General features: G+C 44.8%; 18 protein-coding genes and 2 tRNA genes. 7 read left to right on the top strand and 13 right to left on the bottom strand.

Annotation, left to right across the window (positions count from 1 at the left end; translation table 11 throughout):
• Positions 1-88 precede the first annotated feature (88 nt).
• Positions 89-865, top strand: a complete 777-nt coding sequence (locus M2125_RS02745) for a hypothetical protein (protein WP_280742440.1) — start codon at positions 89-91, stop codon at positions 863-865.
• A gap of 76 nt (positions 866-941) precedes the next feature.
• Entirely contained in the window at positions 942-1,655 is a 714-nt protein-coding gene (locus M2125_RS02740) for an ATP-binding protein (RefSeq protein WP_280742439.1), read from the top strand.
• Here the strand turns inward: M2125_RS02740 and M2125_RS02735 are convergent.
• The 5 genes from M2125_RS02735 to M2125_RS02715 form a co-directional block, all read right to left on the bottom strand.
• On the bottom strand, positions 1,652-2,860 hold the full coding sequence (locus tag M2125_RS02735; protein ID WP_280742438.1) for a tyrosine-type recombinase/integrase: 1,209 nt from the start codon (positions 2,858-2,860) through the stop codon (positions 1,652-1,654). The genes M2125_RS02740 and M2125_RS02735 overlap by 4 nt on opposite strands.
• Positions 2,861-3,220: 360 nt before the next feature.
• On the bottom strand, positions 3,221-4,651 hold the full coding sequence (locus M2125_RS02730) for an IS1182 family transposase (protein ID WP_280742541.1): 1,431 nt from the start codon (positions 4,649-4,651) through the stop codon (positions 3,221-3,223).
• Between the two features lie 231 nt (positions 4,652-4,882).
• Positions 4,883-5,068 carry a YgaP family membrane protein gene (locus M2125_RS02725; protein WP_280742437.1) on the bottom strand — a complete coding sequence of 62 codons (186 nt, stop codon included), beginning with the start codon at positions 5,066-5,068 and terminating at the stop codon, positions 4,883-4,885.
• A gap of 17 nt (positions 5,069-5,085) precedes the next feature.
• A complete protein-coding gene (locus tag M2125_RS02720) occupies positions 5,086-5,391 on the bottom strand; it encodes a metalloregulator ArsR/SmtB family transcription factor (protein ID WP_280742436.1) in 306 nt (101 codons plus the stop codon).
• A gap of 5 nt (positions 5,392-5,396) precedes the next feature.
• Positions 5,397-6,257 (bottom strand): MBL fold metallo-hydrolase, encoded by an 861-nt coding sequence (locus M2125_RS02715; RefSeq protein WP_280742435.1) that lies wholly within the window; start codon positions 6,255-6,257, stop codon positions 5,397-5,399.
• Here M2125_RS02715 and M2125_RS02710 point away from each other — a divergent pair.
• From M2125_RS02710 to M2125_RS02700, 3 genes are read left to right on the top strand one after another with little or no spacing between them, the layout of a single operon-like run.
• Positions 6,248-7,129: a sulfite exporter TauE/SafE family protein gene (locus M2125_RS02710; RefSeq protein ID WP_280742434.1), complete on the top strand. Its 882-nt coding sequence runs from the start codon at positions 6,248-6,250 to the stop codon at positions 7,127-7,129. The two genes, M2125_RS02715 and M2125_RS02710, sit on opposite strands and share 10 nt — an antisense overlap.
• 12 nt (positions 7,130-7,141) lie before the next feature.
• Positions 7,142-7,582 (top strand): YeeE/YedE family protein, encoded by a 441-nt coding sequence (locus tag M2125_RS02705; RefSeq protein ID WP_280742433.1) that lies wholly within the window; start codon positions 7,142-7,144, stop codon positions 7,580-7,582.
• Positions 7,583-7,584: 2 nt separating this feature from the next.
• Positions 7,585-8,016 (top strand): DUF6691 family protein, encoded by a 432-nt coding sequence (locus M2125_RS02700; RefSeq protein WP_280742542.1) that lies wholly within the window; start codon positions 7,585-7,587, stop codon positions 8,014-8,016.
• A 252-nt stretch (positions 8,017-8,268) separates the two neighbouring features.
• Here M2125_RS02700 and M2125_RS02695 read toward each other — a convergent pair whose 3' ends face one another.
• The 3 genes from M2125_RS02695 to M2125_RS02685 all read right to left on the bottom strand — a co-directional run bounded on the left by M2125_RS02695 (position 8,269) and on the right by M2125_RS02685 (position 10,284).
• Positions 8,269-9,699 carry an IS1182 family transposase gene (locus M2125_RS02695; RefSeq protein WP_280742541.1) on the bottom strand — a complete coding sequence of 477 codons (1,431 nt, stop codon included), beginning with the start codon at positions 9,697-9,699 and terminating at the stop codon, positions 8,269-8,271.
• Between the two features lie 392 nt (positions 9,700-10,091).
• Positions 10,092-10,168, bottom strand: a tRNA-Arg gene (locus M2125_RS02690).
• Between the two features lie 39 nt (positions 10,169-10,207).
• Positions 10,208-10,284, bottom strand: a tRNA-Pro gene (locus tag M2125_RS02685).
• A gap of 61 nt (positions 10,285-10,345) precedes the next feature.
• On the opposite strand from M2125_RS02685, the gene M2125_RS02680 reads away from it, so the two are divergent.
• Positions 10,346-10,714, top strand: coding sequence for a hypothetical protein (locus tag M2125_RS02680; RefSeq protein ID WP_215271596.1), 369 nt, complete (start codon positions 10,346-10,348; stop codon positions 10,712-10,714).
• 77 nt (positions 10,715-10,791) lie between these two features.
• Entirely contained in the window at positions 10,792-12,855 is a 2,064-nt protein-coding gene (locus tag M2125_RS02675; RefSeq protein ID WP_076023098.1) for a TonB-dependent receptor, read from the top strand.
• Here the strand turns inward: M2125_RS02675 and M2125_RS02670 are convergent.
• From M2125_RS02670 to M2125_RS02650, 5 genes are all read right to left on the bottom strand, one after another.
• On the bottom strand, positions 12,852-13,376 hold the full coding sequence (locus M2125_RS02670) for a chromate transporter (RefSeq protein ID WP_083657472.1): 525 nt from the start codon (positions 13,374-13,376) through the stop codon (positions 12,852-12,854). The genes M2125_RS02675 and M2125_RS02670 overlap by 4 nt on opposite strands.
• Entirely contained in the window at positions 13,373-13,924 is a 552-nt protein-coding gene (locus M2125_RS02665; RefSeq protein WP_076023096.1) for a chromate transporter, read from the bottom strand. Before M2125_RS02665 ends, M2125_RS02670 begins: the two co-directional genes overlap by 4 nt.
• 8 nt (positions 13,925-13,932) lie before the next feature.
• A complete protein-coding gene (locus M2125_RS02660) occupies positions 13,933-14,760 on the bottom strand; it encodes a CYTH domain-containing protein (RefSeq protein ID WP_076023095.1) in 828 nt (275 codons plus the stop codon).
• 32 nt (positions 14,761-14,792) lie between these two features.
• On the bottom strand, positions 14,793-15,698 hold the full coding sequence (ppk2, locus tag M2125_RS02655; RefSeq protein ID WP_076023094.1) for a polyphosphate kinase 2: 906 nt from the start codon (positions 15,696-15,698) through the stop codon (positions 14,793-14,795).
• A 77-nt stretch (positions 15,699-15,775) separates the two neighbouring features.
• Positions 15,776-16,549 carry a lysophospholipid acyltransferase family protein gene (locus tag M2125_RS02650; RefSeq protein ID WP_280742199.1) on the bottom strand — a complete coding sequence of 258 codons (774 nt, stop codon included), beginning with the start codon at positions 16,547-16,549 and terminating at the stop codon, positions 15,776-15,778.
• Positions 16,550-16,607 lie beyond the last annotated feature (58 nt).

The following is a 16,607-nucleotide window of genomic DNA, read 5'->3' as shown; positions in this document are numbered from 1 at the left end:
AATTAGACTGCTTCTATCAACACAAAACGCATCACCGGCAATCTCGCCAAAACGTGTTGATTTTTCTTAAAAATGAAGGAGCAGCACCATGAGAATCACAGCAAATCAGAAGCAAGAAATCGCTAGCGCAACGTTGGTAAAACTCGATGCATTAGCAAATCGTCGTCAAGTCTGGCAACGGGACTTTTTCGATAAATCCAACAAGGGTCTTTATGCCTTGCTCTCGGAATGCCTTGGCATGTATTACGAGATCAAAGGCAGCTCTGCTGAGAAAGTCGTTTTAGAGGGTATTAAAGCCAATCTAGAAGGACGTGGCATTAAGGTACAAACCAGCACTCCAGTGCTAACCCTAATCGTAAAGTACGTATTTAATGCCGAGCGCCGCCGTGCTTCTGCATATTCACGTGCATTACGGGTAGCAGCTAAAGAAGCTATTTCAGTGGGAAATTTCGCTGAATGGGTAACCAAGGTTGGTGGCATTGAGGAAGTTGCCAGTACTAAGGGCATTACCGATGAGACCATTAAAAAGCGTAGCCAGCTTGATAATAAGGTTGCCGAGGTTAAGCAATTATTAGTTAACCAACTGCAACACCCGTTGAGTTTGGTGCCAAAAACTGCCTTGGCTCATCCAGCTGATTCCGCTGAATACACGCTCTTAATTGGCAAGATGCTAGCGAGTGGTCAAACGCAGGTTTTAAGCGTAGTGCCAGGCTCTACTACTGCCATGATCGAGCAAGCCATCCGCAAGATCGCCCAGGAACTGCTCAATAAGGTTGATGAGCATATCAAAGCCCAAGCAGAGCTCGCAGCGCAAGCGGCGATTACCGAAGCGGCTAACCAAGCCTACTTCAAAGAGATGGCATAAGTCATTGTTCATTATTTGACAGGGGTTTAGGACTGATCACCCGCCTCTGCTTTTACCCAATTAGAAAGGAAATACTATGAGCTTCGCACTCAAATATGCACCTAAGACTCTCGATGAAGTTGTTCTAGGTAGCATTACTCTCAAAAACAAGCTAGCTGAATACATTAATGGGCGAGACTTAAAGCCTTTAATACTTTATGGCGGGGTTGGTACTGGCAAAACCACAATCGCTAATTTATTACCCGATGCCATTGAAGGAAGGCCTGCTGAAATCACCCGCCTAAAGGCAGTGGAATTTGGATCCTTTAGCGATGTCACCGAGGTCTTTGGTGGTCCGCCGATGTTTTACAAACTCTTCACCACCAATGATCAAAAGCGTAGTTACATTGTTTCTAATGAAATCAACTTCACCCAAAAAGCAGCCATTGCCTTTAGGGATATTGTTGATGACATGATCAGTCATACCCAGTTCATCTTTACAACGAACTACATTGATCAAGTGGACATTGCTTTGCGAGATCGTAGTAGCTGCCTGGTAGTGCCTCCAGTTTCGGCTAAAGACTGGTTATCTCGGGCGCAGTGGATCTTGCAGCAAGAAGGTATCGCCCTACCCGATGATCAGCTACTCAAAGTCCTATCAGCGCAATTGCAAATAAGCTCTAGCAATCGTAAATTATTAGAGCGTCTTGAAGACTTTGTTAGATCGGTACGCAATCCTCCAAGCAATCCTGGTGGAGTAATTGTAGAAGTACCAACGCCTGAGCCAATTAACCCGCTCATGGCAGCTTAAGCTAACTTGGCGGCCGCCATCATAGGAGTGAGCTTTGAGTAATGTTTTTCAATCATCAGTGTCGAAGTACCCATTTGCCTGGCTAAGGTATGTATGTCAATACCTTCAGCTAGAGCAAAGGTTGCATAAGTATGGCGTAGGCTATACAGGGTTCTGTTTTTACCAGTAGCATCCTTTAATAAATTTGATTCAATCATTAGCCGCTCAAAGACATCATCTAGACTATGCGGAGCATCCCCTTCTGGAAATACAAATACTTTCTTATCCAATTTGGCCTCAATCACAGCCTCTAGGTTCTTATAAGGTAGCTTTTGCCAAGCAATTAAGCGCTCTAAAGCCTCAATCACAAAATGCCTTGCTATTAGGTATCTAGGCCCCGTTTTGCCTGATACCCAAATCCGTAAATAGCGCTTTTCACCTATCCAATGCCACTGCAGAGACTTCCAGCGGATTGGCATACTTTCAGTACCCTGCCGTATCCCTGTACCCAGTAAGAACTCCACATAGACTCTACAAAGTCTGCGCATATGGTTACTGCGTTGATTACGGCCAAAGCGTTCCCAGTCCTGCATGTATTCCAGCAAGTAATTGACCTCTTGTTGATTAAAAGCTGGCCTAATTTCTGCCCTATCGGCAGCGACCTCCAACAAGGGAATGGTTCGATGTCGATGGATTAGACCTTGCTCCCTTGCCCTTTCAATTACTCGCTTATAAAGCCCCGCATGGCGCCTTTGGGTATAGGTCTTGGGATTCTTACCCATCTTGGATGTGCGCCAGGCCACATAGTCATCTACTAGCTCTTGGGTTATGTCATTGATCTGATAATTACCAAAGAATGGGATCAAGTACTTGGTATAGATGTGAATATAGTCCGCATGAGTACGTTTATTAGGATTGGCTTGGACCACTCGCGCAGCAGCAGCTAGTTCTTGCGCGGCTAGCTGGCGAAAGGTTCGTGTCTTAATGGCTAGATCGCTGGCTAGCTTGACCTTAACGGTTTCATATATGGCAATTGCTTGGGTGGTGGCTTCAGCTACTTGATCAGATCCAGTACTTGCGGAATGCCAAGAGCCAGTAGACAGCTTAAAACGGCATTGCCATTGGTGACTCGTGGGTCTCTTATAGAGAGTGAGAAGACCGTCAAGGAGTTTGATGGGCTCATCATCAGTGATAACGGTAGAAAATAGCAGCGATAAATTATTCATAACAAGTGTCTCGAAACACGACACTTGTTAGCTTAATTTCAGATTAGGGTTTGGGCGACCTGAATTATTTAGAGTCGGTTAAACCGACACTACAGCGTCAAGGCCACGTTGGGCTGCTGCTGAACATAAAGCAGACCTTCGCCTTACTTACCGATGGTAGGCTCAAATCGACCGAGGCTGTGTAAAAACCCAAAATACTTCCATTGATTTAGATTTAAAGCGTGTACACGGGTTTTGGCCTTAAATCAAACGCTTCTGGTTGAGCCAACAATTCTGTTTTGGTAATTTGTGATTTTTTAGTAACGCCTCGTAGAGGCGTTACTCAGGCCTGTTTATTACGGATTGAGTAAGGCTTTCGCCTTATGTCGCCATCGCCTTCATCAGATTGCTACTGCCCATGATCTTCATCACCCGTTTGAGGTTGTAAGCCAGGATATGCAGACTCATTTCTGTACTCACATGCTCTTTGGTTTTGGTGAGGAAGTGAGTGGCCCCCATCCAACTCTTTAAGGTTCCAAAGGTATGCTCAATGGTGCATCTTCGGATCTTCATCGCATCAGGCATGGCTTCTAGATTGGCTTGCATCTGATCTAGTACTACTTCATGCTCCCAGCGCTTGACTCGTCTATTTATTCCGGTAGTGCACTGAGGCTTTAAGGCGCAGGTTTTGCAGCTCGAGCTCCAGTATGCAATCAGATTCTTACCATGCTCCACGGTTCTAAACCGCTCTATTAATACTTGCCCTGCAGGGCACTCGTATTCATTTTTATCAGGGTGGTAGATAAACGCATTCTTATCAAACAGGCCGTGAGATCGATTGCTAGACGTTTTACATTTAGGCATGATGGGAGTGACACCCAAGTCCATACAGTCTTTGATTTGTTCACCACTGTAATAACCCTTGTCCGCCACTACGGTCAGCTGCGTTACTTGCAGCGCTTCTTTGACTTGGTTTGCTATCTTAGCTAGGCTACTGCGATCATGACCGACATTAGTTAACTCATGGGCTACGATGAGATGGTTCTTTGTGTCCACGGCTGCCTGTACGTTATAGCCCACGATACCGCCTCCACGGTGTTGCATCGACCGGGCATCGGGATCACTCATGGAGATCTGTTTATCTGGTGCTGCTTGTACTTTTTCTTCAATAGCTTGTAGCTGTGCCATCTGCTCTGTAAAGAGCGCGATGCGCTCTTTAAGTCTGGCTTGGTGTGCGGTTGATTGGGCTGGAGAGCTCAGATCAGCTGCCTCTAAGTCTTTTAAGTACTGCGCAATACTAGCTTCAGCTTCTTGGATACGACGTTTGATCTTGGCCTGGGTGAAGTTCTGATCGGAGCTGTTCACGGCTTTAAATTTACTGCCATCGACTGCCACCATGGCGTCGGTAAAGAGATTCATCTGACGGCACAACTCAATAAACTGGGCGCAGACTTTACGGATGGCTTTGCCGTTTTCTTTACGGAAGTTCGCAATGGTTTTAAAGTCAGGAGCTAAGCGGGTAATGAGCCACATGAGTTCAACATTACGTAGCGCTTCAGTTTCAAGGCGACGAGTCGATGCAATACGGTTAAGGTATCCATAGACATACAATTTCAACAGCACTGCAGGATGATAGGACGGCCTACCAGTATCAGCAGGAACTACTCCTTCAAAACCCAAACTCTTTAAATCTAATTGATCGACAAACAGATCAATGACGCGCACGGGATTTTCTTCGGTGATGTACTCATCAAGCAGCTCAGGTAATAAAGTACTTTGGGTTCGATCTTGGCCAGTAATGAATCGTTTCATCTTCATGAACATCCGTTAATTAGTGATACTTAATTAACGTTTGAGGGTGCTTAGGTGTTTACAAAAACAGGGAGATTATTGGGGGTTTTTACACAGCCTCGACCCATAAGAGACTTTGGCGGAGCACTCCGCCACCATCATCTTACGTAATAGATGTATATATACGCATACACTCATATACGTGTATGCGTATATATACAATTAAGAGTGACTTCTGCTGACTAAAGAGAACTATTTACCGCAGGTATTAACACCTAAGACTGTATAAGCTGGACAGAATCTAAATAAGCCTGTTGCGAGCGGCACAACACCAACCCAACCCCAAGTACCAACTGCTCCAGTCGCAGCTAAGCCAATTAAAGCTAGACCAACCACCATGCGGAGAATACGATCAATATCGCCAATATTGCTTTTCATATAAAGACTCCTTTTGGTTATTTACTGCAGTAATTTTTATACAGCACATTCATGACTTCTAATGCAACATGATTGGAAAGCGAATAATAAATTTGCTTTCCCTCTCGTCTGGTCTCAACTAATTCTTCATTTCTGAGAACGGTCAGCTGCTGGGACAAGGTGGGCTGATGAATATCAAGGCATTCCTCTAGCTCCCCAACGCACATTTCACCCTGACTTATTTGGCATAGCAGCATCATCCGATCTCTATTGGAAAGGACTTTCATTAAGCGACAAGCATCATCAGCTGATGATTGCATCTTTTTAAGATTGATTATTTTCATATCGTTTAGAGCAAATTGATTGGAATCTTCATGTACGAAGTGCCGTTATCCTCTTTAGGAGGCATAGCTCCAGCTCGGATATTAACTTGTATAGAGGGTAACAATAAAACTGGTACCTCTAAAGTAGCATCCCTAGCTTTTCTCATTTGAACAAAAGCATCCTCTGTCACACCGTCACGGATATGAATATTATTTTCCCGCTGCTCTCCGACCGTAGTTCTACCAATAACTTGCCTATTAGTTGGTGGGTAGTCATGACACATGTATAAATTTGTGGACTCCGGATAACTCAGGATCTTTTTAATTGATTTATACAAGGTATTGGCATCTCCGCCCGGAAAGTCACAACGTGCCGTGCCTACATCAGACGGAAATAATGTATCACCAACAAAAATAGCATCATCGATCTTATAGGCCAAGCAAGCTGGAGTATGCCCTGGAACAGCTATTGATTCGATATTGAGATTTCCGAAGGAGATATTCTCACCATCCTTAATCAAATGGTCGAACTGGGAGCCGTCAGCCTTAAATTCATCACCTAAATTAAAGATTCCTTTAAATACCCCCTGAATCTTTTGCACTTTTTCGCCAATCGCAATTTTTCCACCAAGCATATCCTGCAAGTACTTAGCAGCGGTTAAATGATCAGCATGAGCGTGCGTCTCTAAAATCCATTCCAATTGCAGCTGGTTACTTGTAATGTATTCAAGAACCTGATCGGCTGATTGCGTTAGAGTCCTGCCTGATTTGGGGTCATAATTTAAAACAGGATCAATCACAATGCAAACCCTTGCCTCAGGGTCTGAGACAACATAGGTAAAGGTCCAAGTGGCCTTGTCGAAAAAACTCTTGATTTGTGCTTTCATGCAAATCTCCACCTATTCAATATATTGAATTATATATTATATTTCCTTATAATGTAAACATGGAAATAATCACCACCTCAAGTTTGGGCCTATTTATTGGCCTATTAATGGGTCTCACTGGCGCAGGTGGAGGCATAGTCTCAGTTCCAGCGCTTATCTATTTTTTACACTTAAGCATTGCAGAAGCCGGTCCAATCGCACTGATGGCCATTGCTTCTTCGGCTGGCATTGGAGCTCTTTTAGCCCACAGAGAAAAAACCTTAAGATACAAAGCAGCTCCATTAATTGGGCTTGCTGGTTTAACTACCGCTCCCTTTGGTTTGTGGCTAGCGCATCAAGTGCCTAATCGACCCCTAGCTGCGCTATTCGGGTTGATATTGATAGGCGTATCAATGCATTTTTTCTTGAAAGAAATATTCGATAAAGATGGCCCTAAATCAAAGCCAAATGACAATGCGATCTGCCAATTAAACAATACAACAGGAAAACTATTTTGGACAAAGCCCTGTTTTTTGACTTTGTTAAGTGTTGGCGCAGTCTCTGGTTTTTTATCAGGACTTCTTGGTGTTGGGGGAGGATTTGTGATTGTTCCAGCGCTTCGTAGATACACCAATCTATCAACAAATTCAATTATCAGCTCATCATTAGGGGTGATGGCAATTATTGCCATTGGCAGCGCAGGAATCTCAGCATTTGCAGGAACTTTAAATCTGCCTATTGCTATCCTATTCTCAGCAGGTGCCATTATTGGCTTACTCATCAGCAGGCAGTTCTCACAAAAGTTAAATCCCTTACGCATTCAACAGATATTTGCATCCTTCACATTTTTGGTTGGCATATACATGCTTTACAAATCTTTTCTAGATATATAGGTATTTAAGAACATGATAATTAATTGGCAAGAATTCACCCCTATTGCATCGCTTATTGGTGGGGCTATCTTAGGGCTTGGCGCTGTTTTTCTGATCATCTTCAAAGGAAGAATCGCAGGAATTAGTGGAATTATCGGTGCTCTAATGCAATTTCAAAATACACCTAAGGATCATTACTTGTGGAGAATCCTTTTTCTTTTGGGGCTGATTGGCTCATATCAAATTTATTCAATAATTTTTGGAGCACCGACCATCGAAATCAATACGAACTCAATTGAGCTTGTTATAGCAGGATTATTAGTCGGTTTTGGAACAAGAATGGGTTCGGGATGCACGAGTGGTCATGGGGTTTGTGGACTCGGTAGATTATCGACACGCTCGCTTGTTGCAACCCTCAGCTTTATGACTTCAGGATTTATTGTTTGCTATCTATTACTACATTGGATCAATTAATCATGAAAAACCTACTCACCTTTCTTGCCGGTCTAGGTTTTGGTATCGGACTTATTATTTCCGGAATGACTAATCCTGCCAAAGTCATTGGGTTTCTGGACTTATTTGGGCAATGGGATCCTAGCCTCATGTTTGTCATGATGGGGGCAATTTTCGTCACCTTTTTTGGATTTAGGTTTATTGAAAAAAAGAAAACGACTTACTTTGAAGAGCCTCTTCACCTTTCTGGCAAAACACACATCAATAAAGATCTAATTGTTGGAAGCGTCTTGTTTGGAGCTGGTTGGGCAATAGCAGGGTTATGCCCTGGACCCGCTCTTGTTGCCCTTGGATCTGGAAATCAGAAGGCAATCATTTTTGTTGTTGCAATGCTTGCAGGAATGTATATACATGATCATCCCTATAAGAAAACATTCTCAGAAAATTCTGTTTAATTTCATTAATACCTAAAGGTAGTTTTGGTGTTTTTAATCCTCTGCTCTAACGGCTGTTATTGGCCGAGGCTGTGTAAAAACCCAAAATACTTCCATTGATTTAGATTTAAAGCGTGTACACGGGTTTTGGCCTTAAATCAAACGCTTCTGGTTGAGCCAACAATTCTGTTTTGGTAATTTGTGATTTTTTAGTAACGCCTCGTAGAGGCGTTACTCAGGCCTGTTTATTACGGATTGAGTAAGGCTTTCGCCTTATGTCGCCATCGCCTTCATCAGATTGCTACTGCCCATGATCTTCATCACCCGTTTGAGGTTGTAAGCCAGGATATGCAGACTCATTTCTGTACTCACATGCTCTTTGGTTTTGGTGAGGAAGTGAGTGGCCCCCATCCAACTCTTTAAGGTTCCAAAGGTATGCTCAATGGTGCATCTTCGGATCTTCATCGCATCAGGCATGGCTTCTAGATTGGCTTGCATCTGATCTAGTACTACTTCATGCTCCCAGCGCTTGACTCGTCTATTTATTCCGGTAGTGCACTGAGGCTTTAAGGCGCAGGTTTTGCAGCTCGAGCTCCAGTATGCAATCAGATTCTTACCATGCTCCACGGTTCTAAACCGCTCTATTAATACTTGCCCTGCAGGGCACTCGTATTCATTTTTATCAGGGTGGTAGATAAACGCATTCTTATCAAACAGGCCGTGAGATCGATTGCTAGACGTTTTACATTTAGGCATGATGGGAGTGACACCCAAGTCCATACAGTCTTTGATTTGTTCACCACTGTAATAACCCTTGTCCGCCACTACGGTCAGCTGCGTTACTTGCAGCGCTTCTTTGACTTGGTTTGCTATCTTAGCTAGGCTACTGCGATCATGACCGACATTAGTTAACTCATGGGCTACGATGAGATGGTTCTTTGTGTCCACGGCTGCCTGTACGTTATAGCCCACGATACCGCCTCCACGGTGTTGCATCGACCGGGCATCGGGATCACTCATGGAGATCTGTTTATCTGGTGCTGCTTGTACTTTTTCTTCAATAGCTTGTAGCTGTGCCATCTGCTCTGTAAAGAGCGCGATGCGCTCTTTAAGTCTGGCTTGGTGTGCGGTTGATTGGGCTGGAGAGCTCAGATCAGCTGCCTCTAAGTCTTTTAAGTACTGCGCAATACTAGCTTCAGCTTCTTGGATACGACGTTTGATCTTGGCCTGGGTGAAGTTCTGATCGGAGCTGTTCACGGCTTTAAATTTACTGCCATCGACTGCCACCATGGCGTCGGTAAAGAGATTCATCTGACGGCACAACTCAATAAACTGGGCGCAGACTTTACGGATGGCTTTGCCGTTTTCTTTACGGAAGTTCGCAATGGTTTTAAAGTCAGGAGCTAAGCGGGTAATGAGCCACATGAGTTCAACATTACGTAGCGCTTCAGTTTCAAGGCGACGAGTCGATGCAATACGGTTAAGGTATCCATAGACATACAATTTCAACAGCACTGCAGGATGATAGGACGGCCTACCAGTATCAGCAGGAACTACTCCTTCAAAACCCAAACTCTTTAAATCTAATTGATCGACAAACAGATCAATGACGCGCACGGGATTTTCTTCGGTGATGTACTCATCAAGCAGCTCAGGTAATAAAGTACTTTGGGTTCGATCTTGGCCAGTAATGAATCGTTTCATCTTCATGAACATCCGTTAATTAGTGATACTTAATTAACGTTTGAGGGTGCTTAGGTGTTTACAAAAACAGGGAGATTATTGGGGGTTTTTACACAGCCTCGGCCGTTCTCCGCCACCCAAATACCTCTAATCACCCTGCCTCGAGCGTCAGCAAGCCACCCTATAAGAGCCACCTGACCGTCACGTAACCGGACACCTCCGAATCGGGCCGAACCGACACTCGATCGTCAGGGTCAAAAGTTCGTCTGAGTCGCTGATAGTCCACCAGGATTCACCACGCTAGACCAAGGTGAGCTATACGCTAGCCAAGCTTGACCCAGGATTAGGTCAATTGAGCACAATCAAACAAGCCTGAACAAGCATCTGCTTTACTTATCTGAGGATTTAATATCTGGCCTGCCCAGCACGATTCGAACGTGCGACCTACGCCTTAGAAGGGCGTTGCTCTATCCAGCTGAGCTATAGGCAGTATGTGTGTACTGGGACTAAATGGTGAAACTTGAGAAAGTGGTCGGAGTACAAGGATTCGAACCTTGGACCCCCTGCTCCCAAAGCAGGTGCGCTACCAGGCTGCGCTACACTCCGACGGAATCGATATTGTACACCGACATGTTGCTGAGGGCCAAATCCTGTAATATTCAGGCCCATGAGCACCCTTTTTAACGGCAAAGTTAGCAAGCAAACGCGAGCGTTAATCGCTCTTGGCTTTTTGCTATTTAGCCTCTTGGGCACCCAGTATTTAGGCTTTGCACATAGCGTTTCGCATGCCGGCTTCCAGGGCGTTAATTTAGAGTTCAACACTGGCGATCGCACTTCCTTTGGCATATCTCATGCTGCAGCCGATTGCCATTTATTTGATGCCTTAACCCTCGCCAGTTTTATTGCGCCAGATGTTCAATCTTCTATCGGGGTGCTTTCTTATTCAGGCACTTTTACCCCGCTCTTAGTGGTAACGGTTTTCCAGGCTCTTGCCTCACCCTATCAATCTCGAGCTCCCCCCAGCATCACTCTTTAATTACATTGCCCTCGCCTTATTAGCGAATTTATGTGCATTTACCTGTTGAAATAGTTCAATAGTTTTAAGAGTGAAGTATGAAATTTAGAATCCCCTATCAATTGGCTTTATTAAGCGCTTTGGGCGTAAGCCTTCCTTACTCCGCAAGAGCGGAAGATCCGAATGGCGGCTTAGTGATTGAATCGAACGCCATCTCCGAAAATAATCTTATGAGCCCGAGCAAAGTTTTGTCAGGCGATGAGTTGCAAAATAAGCTGGGTAACAACCTGGGCGCCACCCTCTCCAATGAACTGGGGGTTTCTGCAACCGGATTTGGAGCGGGCGCTTCCAGACCAGTCATTCGTGGGCTCGAAGGTGCGCGGGTACAGATTTTAGAAAATGGCCTATCGGTGAGTGACGTATCGAGTATTTCGGCAGATCATGCTACCGCCAACCCCTTACAAAGTACGCGTCAAATTGAAATCCTACGCGGCGCATCTGCATTGATGTATGGGTCTGGCTCGAGCGGCGGCTTGGTCAATGTGATTAATGATCGCATTGCCACCTCCCTCCCAGGGGAGCCAACGGGGTCAGTAAATACGAGCTATGAAACCGTCAATCAAGACAAGACCGCCAGCGCAGTAGTCGATACATCCACCGGACCAATTGCCTTTCATATTGATACCGCCATTAGCAATGCCAATAACTATCAAATCCCTGGCTACGCAGAGCAAGGTGGGCCGAATGCTAACTGGGCAATCAGCCCCGGCGTTCCGCAAAATGTGCCCTACTCTAGCAAGCTACCCTTCTCCTTTAATAATGAGAATAACTTAGGGCTGGGCGCTTCTTATATTGGTGATCATGGTTATACCGGGGTCTCACTATTGCGCCTTAATCATGACTATGGCGTTCCTACTGCTGATGGCGGATTTATTAACCAATCGCAAAATCGCTATGATTTGCAGCATGAAACCCGCGATCCTATGGATGGTTTTAGCGCTTTCAAATTCAGCATCTCTAATAGCCATTACATGCACAATGAATTTGATAACAACGGCGTGCCGCAAACTAATTGGGTAAATGATGCAACAGAATTACGCGCGGTACTAGATCATCAATCCTGGATGGGCTGGAAAGGTAGTGTTGGCTTGCAATCCTCTACCGCCAAACTAACGGCAACCGATATCGCTAGTGGCAATGCAGATATCGTTCCGCAAACAGTCACCAATTCCAATGCGCTATTTTGGGTGGAGCAAGGTAATTTTGGTGACTTTAAAAATAGTCTTGGTTTGCGCTACAACTATGTTACCCAGAACCCCAATCAGGCCAGCGTTTACGCCGACTCCATTTCTACTTATAGCCCACCTTCATTAATTAACCGTCAGTTTAATTTGGGTTCCTACTCTTTGGGAACTATTTACGAAGTGACTAAAGGCTATGGACTAGCTGCAGCCTACACCGTTTCACAAAGGGCACCAAGTGCACCAGAGCTTTACGCCTTCGGTCCACACGATGCTACCGCCACATACATAGTGGGTAATTCCAATTTACAAATAGAGACTTCGCACAACATTGAATTGGGTATACAAAAAACAAGTGGACTCATCCAAGGTAAAGCCAACATCTATCAAAATCAGTTCAGTAACTACATTTATGGCTTCTACACTGGAAATACAGCCTCTGGTGATGGATATACCAACTATCCAGTAGTAGTCTCCCAACAAGCAAATGCCACCATTAAAGGGGTTGAAGGAGAATTAACCTACAACTGGCAGCAAAATGGCGTTGGCACTCGCCTATTTGGTGACGCCTCTCAAGGGACTTTTAATAGTGGCGGTAATTTACCCCTGCAACCAGCCCCACGCTTAGGGGCTGAAATTGCCCAACAAGTAAATCAATGGAAAATGAATGCTACTTACATCCATGCTTTTGAGCAGACGCGCTTAGCTAGCTTTGAGATTGGCCCCACGCCGAGCTACAACCTACTCAATGCAGGCGTGTCATACACTGAAAGAATTAACAGCATCTCTTGGACAGGCTATCTGCGTCTGACAAACTTATTGAATCAAGATATTCGTTATGCCACAACGCCAGAGACGGTACGCTTATACGCACCCCAACCGGGTCGCAGCGCCATGATTGGGGTTCGAGCTGCTTTTTAAAGGAACTTGGTGATGAGGGTTGCCACCAAACCCGAGCCCAGAATCACAATGACAGGGTTAATTTTGGTACGCAAAATAAGATAGAGGGTAATCAGCGCCAGTCCAGCAGTTAGCGAGCTAACAATCGAAGCCTTGCCAACGGCATAAACACCCGATGCCATGAGTCCGACTGAGATGGGCTCTAAAGCATTTTGTACTGCACGGCGCCAAGGACTCTCCCCTATTCGCACCCACAAACGGCCAACATAAAAACACAAAATACTCGATGGCAGAAAGAATGCCAGCAAAACTATGCCTGCTCCGGCCAAGCCAGCGATTTGATAGCCAATGATCAGCACCATCAACATATTGGGGCCAGGAGCCAGCTGACCGATACTGTACATATGAACAAACTGGGTATGGTCTAGGCCAAAATGCGCATACAAAATACTTTGCATCTCAGGTAAAACTGCCGTTCCGCCACCCACCGCCAAAAGTGAAAGCAAGACAAAGTTCAGCCCCAGCTGAAGCAATATATTCATATTGATTTACCAGGACGATACACATACAGCGCAATCGGAGCCATGATTGCAAGCACCGCCAGAAGGGAAAGCTTAAATAGACTCATCAATACAAAGGTTGCCAGCACAATCGCCAAAGACTTCATGTGCCGCCAGTGATCGCCACCTATGCGGTAGGTGATGGCTGCCAATAAACCAGTCGCAGCCGCCGCTATTCCCGCCAAAATGATATTGGCCATAGGATGATTCGAATTACTGGAATATAAAATACCAATACCGAGAATAAATGCCGATCCAGGGAGAAGTAAGCCCAGGACTGCGCACACTGAGCCCGTAACACCTCGCAGGAAATCCCCTGTAAGCACTGCTAGATTCACTGAATTTAAGCCTGGCATGGTTTGACTAATCGCCAAGTAGGCCATGAATTCATCAGCGTTTAACCATTTGCGCTTTTCAACTAAAAGAATACGTTCATAGGCAATAATACCGCCACCAAAACTAATGGCGCCAATGATCAGAAATTGCAGAAAGATATCCCAAAGGTTTGCACCGCTTTTTTTATCTGCCATAAGAAAGCCTACTCTGGCTTACCGTATACCAGCGCAGTCTTCGTGCTGCCAATTTCTAGCCAATCTTTAAGCTCAATTTGTAGATTCTTAAAAAATTTATCAGCCCTTTTGTGCGCCTTAATGGCCTCGCGATTTTCATCATTGACACGATATGAAAAGGCTAACTCGCCAACAATTGGCTCTCCAACGCTTTTCATCCAAATGGCAATATCGCAATGCGCTTGCACACCAGCGCCGAATTGCAAGTTACCCAAGGGTAAGCAGGCTTCCAGAATTTTGTTAGTACTACCACCCACAATACGAATGGGCGTTTTTTTATCAATCAATATTTTTTTGAGCGTAGGGAAAAATTCTGTCAGGCTGGCATGCGTCCGCTCAAAAATATTATCCAGGGGTACTGCATCAAGAATGGCGTTATTTGAATAGATAAGTCGCTTTGTGCCAAGCCCATCGCCTCGTAATATCTCTTCTTTTAGCCTCAGGCGAGCTTTAATTTTTTTCTTAGGCTTTGGATCAAATTTGAAGGAGTCTTCAAGGTCATGCGTTCTACACTTCAAAGTGACTTCGCAAAAGTCATCAACCCATACATTTTGACGTGATTCTCTTACGCGCAAAATAATATTATTTTGCCGAAAATGCTCCCCCGGTGTATCCCAAAAATAGATATTGCGAAGACCTGTAGTCGCATTATCGAGGTGGAAAAACTCAACCTTGTTTTTATGGCAAAAGTTGAGAATTTGTTGACTTAGTTTCTCAATTTGCGAACGCCGATCCAAGCCCTGGGGCTTGATCAGCAACTTAAATTCCCGGTTAGTAATTGAGGGGTGTAATTTCATGGCGTTCTCTCTGTATTACAAAGAGATTACCACTAATAAACCTCCGGCACATACATCTCGGGGGGTACGGGGCCACGAAGGTAGTCCGGATTGTGGACGCGGGCAGGCAAGGTAATGACCGGGTGCTCAATCTCTTGATAGGGAATCTGACTGAGCAAATGAGTGATGCAATTTAAACGTGCCTTTTTCTTGTCATTGGCGGCCACAACCCACCATGGCGCCTCAGGAATATGGGTGCGCTCAAGCATCGTCTCTTTAGCCTTGGTGTAGGCCTCCCATAAGCGACGCGCTTCCAAATCCATTGGACTCAATTTCCATTGCTTTAATGGATCATGAATACGCATCATAAAGCGGTTGTACTGCTCTTCATCCGAAATGGAGAACCAATACTTAATGAGGATAATCCCTGAATTAATCATCATGCGCTCTAAATCAGGCACGGTTTTCAGGAATTCTTCGTACTCTTCATCGGTACAAAAACCCATTACCTTTTCAACACCTGCACGGTTGTACCAACTGCGGTCAAAAAGAACAATTTCTCCGCCTGCCGGTAAATGTGAAATATAACGCTGAAAATACCACTGGGTTTTTTCACGCTCATTGGGTGCTGGTAAGGCGACTACCTTACAAACCCGGGGATTCAGTCTTTGGGTAATGCGCTTGATTGCGCCGCCCTTACCCGCTGAATCTCGACCCTCAAACAAAACGGCTACCTTGACCTTATTTGCCACCACCCAGTCTTGGAGCTTAACTAACTCGCCTTGCAAGCGGAAAAGCTCTTTAAAGTACTCTTGGCGAGGCATGCTTGATCCAGACTCGCCATCAATGGCAAGACGATCATCATCGAGCTCCATTTCGAGCTCTTCATCCATGCTATCTAAAATTTCTTCTTGAGCACGCCGATACCATTCGGCCATCTCTGTATGCTTTGAGGTCATTGCAGTCCTTAATACGAATTACCTATTTTCATTTGTATCGTAGGCATATGTCAATTTTGTTACCAATTAAGGCGCTATTAGATCTGTCGGGAGATGCACTCCTGGCTATAGAGCGCTAATTGCTTTCGATCCAATGCATCTTCATCGGTGGGGCTAATGGGTGGTAAAAAATGTAATTCCACACCCAATCGGGGATTTTTAAGAACCTGAACCATCGACTCCAAGAGCCCCATATCACCTACAAATGCCGGTATGGTCGTTTTTTCTCCCGTTACTCTCGATACATAGCGTATCGCCAGAGGATATAACGGCACCTGAGCAACTAGAGCAGCCTCAAATAAATTAGGCCTAAATGGCAACACCATATTTCCGAGACTAGATGTTCCTTCCGGAAAGATGCAAATAGAATCTTTCTGCAAAACCTGTGCAATCTCCCCCACTACCGCTCTAGCATGACGCGCACTTTCGCGCCGAACAAAGACAGTACCTAATTGCTTTGCCATCCAACCAAAAATAGGCCAGCCTGCTACCTCTGACTTTGCAACAAATCGGAGGGGGTGATATGAATTGATCGCATGAATGTCTAACCAGGAAATATGATTTGCTACCAATAAATAAGGGCTTTTGGGGAGTAATTGCCCACCATATACCTTAAGCTCAATCTCAAAAATAGCCAATAAGTGAGCCGACCACTTTTGTATATGTCTTTTTTTTGACTGGGCATCAATCCATGGGAATACAAAACACAGCGTAAAAATGCCCGCCAATACATGGACTCCAATTCGGCTCCATGACCCCAGCAAGCGAAAAAATGAGATCTGCTCTGCTTGAAGTGGTTTTTGCTCATTCATTTAAAGATGATAAACATAAATTGAGTCACAAAACTGACATTAAATTGTCATGATCTTT

The organism is Polynucleobacter sphagniphilus, from assembly GCF_029892205.1.
In the GTDB taxonomy this organism is placed as follows: Bacteria; Pseudomonadota; Gammaproteobacteria; order Burkholderiales; family Burkholderiaceae; genus Polynucleobacter; species Polynucleobacter sphagniphilus.
Note: the sequence above shows the minus strand (reverse complement) of the source record. Positions and strands in the feature narration are given on the sequence as shown.

Bases quoted from the DNA above. Each gene is read 5' to 3' on its own strand.
- M2125_RS02665 (WP_076023096.1), bottom strand. From the start codon at position 13,924: ATGGCAGATAAAAAAAGCGGTGCAAACCTTTGGGATATCTTTCTGCAA.
- M2125_RS02670 (WP_083657472.1), bottom strand. From the start codon at position 13,376: ATGAATATATTGCTTCAGCTGGGGCTGAACTTTGTCTTGCTTTCACTT.
- M2125_RS02700 (WP_280742542.1), top strand. From the start codon at position 7,585: ATGAAAAACCTACTCACCTTTCTTGCCGGTCTAGGTTTTGGTATCGGA.
- M2125_RS02720 (WP_280742436.1), bottom strand. From the start codon at position 5,391: ATGAAAATAATCAATCTTAAAAAGATGCAATCATCAGCTGATGATGCT.
- M2125_RS02715 (WP_280742435.1), bottom strand. From the start codon at position 6,257: ATGAAAGCACAAATCAAGAGTTTTTTCGACAAGGCCACTTGGACCTTT.
- M2125_RS02730 (WP_280742541.1), bottom strand. From the start codon at position 4,651: ATGAAACGATTCATTACTGGCCAAGATCGAACCCAAAGTACTTTATTA.
- M2125_RS02725 (WP_280742437.1), bottom strand. From the start codon at position 5,068: ATGAAAAGCAATATTGGCGATATTGATCGTATTCTCCGCATGGTGGTT.
- M2125_RS02660 (WP_076023095.1), bottom strand. From the start codon at position 14,760: ATGAAATTACACCCCTCAATTACTAACCGGGAATTTAAGTTGCTGATC.
- M2125_RS02735 (WP_280742438.1), bottom strand. From the start codon at position 2,860: ATGAATAATTTATCGCTGCTATTTTCTACCGTTATCACTGATGATGAG.
- M2125_RS02680 (WP_215271596.1), top strand. From the start codon at position 10,346: ATGAGCACCCTTTTTAACGGCAAAGTTAGCAAGCAAACGCGAGCGTTA.
- M2125_RS02650 (WP_280742199.1), bottom strand. From the start codon at position 16,549: ATGAATGAGCAAAAACCACTTCAAGCAGAGCAGATCTCATTTTTTCGC.
- M2125_RS02675 (WP_076023098.1), top strand. From the start codon at position 10,792: ATGAAATTTAGAATCCCCTATCAATTGGCTTTATTAAGCGCTTTGGGC.
- M2125_RS02745 (WP_280742440.1), top strand. From the start codon at position 89: ATGAGAATCACAGCAAATCAGAAGCAAGAAATCGCTAGCGCAACGTTG.
- M2125_RS02705 (WP_280742433.1), top strand. From the start codon at position 7,142: ATGATAATTAATTGGCAAGAATTCACCCCTATTGCATCGCTTATTGGT.
- M2125_RS02695 (WP_280742541.1), bottom strand. From the start codon at position 9,699: ATGAAACGATTCATTACTGGCCAAGATCGAACCCAAAGTACTTTATTA.
- M2125_RS02740 (WP_280742439.1), top strand. From the start codon at position 942: ATGAGCTTCGCACTCAAATATGCACCTAAGACTCTCGATGAAGTTGTT.
- ppk2 (WP_076023094.1), bottom strand. From the start codon at position 15,698: ATGACCTCAAAGCATACAGAGATGGCCGAATGGTATCGGCGTGCTCAA.